Genomic DNA, 2363 nt, shown 5'->3' with positions numbered 1-2363 from the left:
CGCCCGAAGGCGGTCCGCGCCGGCTGTTAGCGCCGGAGGGTTACCGACGGTAAGCCACAGGAGGATCGGGAGTTTGTCTAGGGCTCCCGGGAGAATCACTCAACCGGGAGGTCGCCGAGGAACGTCCAGACGATGATGACCCCGACGGCGACCACGACCCCCGCGGCGGCCCGCAGGGCCGGGACGGGAGCCTCGATCAGTTCGGCGAGGAGCGCCTTCCAACGCTCCGGAGCGACGAGGGGCGTGATGCCCTCGATCACCATCACCCACCCGAAGGCGAGGAGGAGTATCTCCCAGCCCTTCATTTCGCCGCCGCGTCCGCCTTCTCCTTCTTCAGGTAGCTGAAGAAGTCGGCGGAGGGGTCCACCACCATGACGTCGCTCTTCTCGCCGAAGCTCTTCCGGTAGGCCTCAAGCGAACGGTAGAAGCGGGCGAACTCCGGATCAGCGCCGAAGGCCTCGGCGTAAATGCGCGCGGCTTCGCCGTCGCCTTCGCCCTTGGTCTTCTGCGCGTCGCGGTACGCCTCGGCAAGGATCACCTCGCTCTGACGGTCGGCGCTCGCGCGGATGCGCTCGGCCTGCGCGGCGCCCTTGCTGCGCTCCTCGCTCGCGACGCGCTTGCGCTCGGCCTCCATGCGGCGGTAGACCGACTCGGAGATCTCGGGCGTGAAGTCCACGCGCTTCATGCGCACGTCCACGATCTCGATGCCGAGGTCGTTCACGCGCTCCTGAAGGAGGTCGGAGATCTCGGCCATCGCCTTCTCGCGTTCGGCCGAGGTGATCTGGTTGACCGTGCGCTTGTTGACGGCGATGTTGAGAACGTCGCGCAGAAGCGCCGCAAGGCGGTCCGAAGCCGCGCGTTCGCTGCCCTGGAAGGACACCCAGTAGAGGCGCGGATTGCCGATGCGCCACTTCACGAAGGTGTCGATCATCAGGTTCTTCTTCTCGCTCGTCTGCACGAGGTCCGCGCCCGAAGCGTCGAGCGTGAGGAGACGCTTGTCGAGGTAGACCACGTTCTGCAGGGGCGGTGGGAGCTTCACGTGCAGGCCGGGTTCGGAGACCACCTGCTTCAATTCACCGAGGGCGAAGACCATCGCGTACTCGCGCTCGCCCACCGTGTAGATGCACGTCTGCGCGATGCCGAGAACGACCAGGGCGCCGACGATGAGTGTAGAGAATCGCTTCATTTTTACTGTTCTTCTTCCGGTCGGTTAGCGCGTGCGGGCGCGGATCATCTCGCGCGGATCATCCTCGGTGCGGTAGGCCGCGCCCGAGTAAGTGCTCGAGGCCTGCGCGCCCGAGGCCGGAGCCGTGTTCTGGGCGGCGCCCGTCTGCGTGCCGGCGAGCGAGGCGTCCACCGTCTGGTCGGCCTCGGTCTTCGCCTGCGCGCGCGTGGCGGCGACGATCTTGTCGAGCGGCAAATAGAGGAGGTTCGAGCCGGACTTCTGGTCCACGTAGACCTTGGTGACGTTCAAGTAGACGTCGCGCATCGCATCGACGTAGATGCGGTCGCGGGTCACCTCGGGGGCCTTCCTGTACTCGTCGAAGACGCTCGTGAAGCGCGCCGCGTCGCCGCGGGCGGTCTCGACCGCGCGGGCCTTGTAGCCCTCGGCCTCCTCCTTGAGGCGCGCGGCCGTGCCCTGCGCCTTCGGCAGGACGGCGTTCATGTACGCCTCACCGAGGTTGATCGCGCGCTCACGGTCCTGACCGGCCTTGACGGCGTCGTTGAAGGCGGCCTGCACCTGTTCGGGCGGCTGCGCGTTCTGGATGGCGACGCTCATCACTTCGATGCCCGTGCCGTAGCGGTCGAGCATCGTCTGCATGGACTTTTTCACCGCCTCGGCGATTTCGGCCTTCGACTCGAAGAGCACGCTGTCCATGGTCTTGCGGCCGACCACCTCGCGCATGGCGGACTCGGCCGCCTGCGTCACGCTCGTGTCGGGCGAGCGGGAGTTGAAGAGGAAGTCCTTCGCGCCCTGACCGGACTTGATGCGGTACTGGACGTTGAACTGCACGTCGACGATGTTCTCGTCGTCGGTGAGCATGAGCGCCTCACGCAGACGGTCCGAGTTGCCGCGCATGCCGATCTGCGTCGTGCGCACGCTGCTCACGTCCACGAGCTCGACGTCCTGAATGGGCGCGGGCATGCGCCAGTTGAAGCCCGGGCCCGAGGACCCCGCATAGCGGCCGAACGTCGTCACGACGCCCGTCTGGCCTTCAGGAACGATGTAGAAGCCGCTCGCGGCCCAACCGACCACCACGCAGAGCGCGAGGATGCCGAGCCCGAAGCCGCCGCCCTTCTGCGGGAGCTTCGGAGCGCGCGGGAACTGCGCGCGCACGAAGGCGCCGCCGCGCCCGCCGCCG

General features: G+C 67.2%; 3 protein-coding genes. All 3 read right to left on the bottom strand.

The features are described from left to right. Positions 1-95: 95 nt before the first annotated feature. On the bottom strand, positions 96-305 hold the full coding sequence (locus ACT6Y9_RS10485; RefSeq protein ID WP_295481088.1) for a DUF2065 domain-containing protein: 210 nt from the start codon (positions 303-305) through the stop codon (positions 96-98). Further along, entirely contained in the window at positions 302-1186 is an 885-nt protein-coding gene (gene hflC, locus ACT6Y9_RS10480) for a protease modulator HflC (protein ID WP_295481090.1), read from the bottom strand. The genes ACT6Y9_RS10485 and hflC overlap by 4 nt, the downstream gene beginning before the upstream one ends. 24 nt (positions 1187-1210) lie before the next feature. Next, on the bottom strand, positions 1211-2363 hold a 1153-nt coding region (gene hflK / locus ACT6Y9_RS10475), incomplete at its 5' end, for an FtsH protease activity modulator HflK (protein ID WP_443744492.1).

This window comes from Sutterella sp. (assembly GCF_052272535.1).
Classification (GTDB): Bacteria; Pseudomonadota; Gammaproteobacteria; order Burkholderiales; family Burkholderiaceae_F; genus Sutterella.
The sequence above is the reverse complement of the archived record's forward strand: the minus strand, read 5'-3'. Positions and strand labels throughout refer to the sequence as shown.

Coding starts and splice junctions, on each gene's coding strand:
- hflC (WP_295481090.1), bottom strand. CDS start 1,186: ATGAAGCGATTCTCTACACTCATCGTCGGCGCCCTGGTCGTTCTCGGC.
- ACT6Y9_RS10485 (WP_295481088.1), bottom strand. CDS start 305: ATGAAGGGCTGGGAGATACTCCTCCTCGCCTTCGGGTGGGTGATGGTG.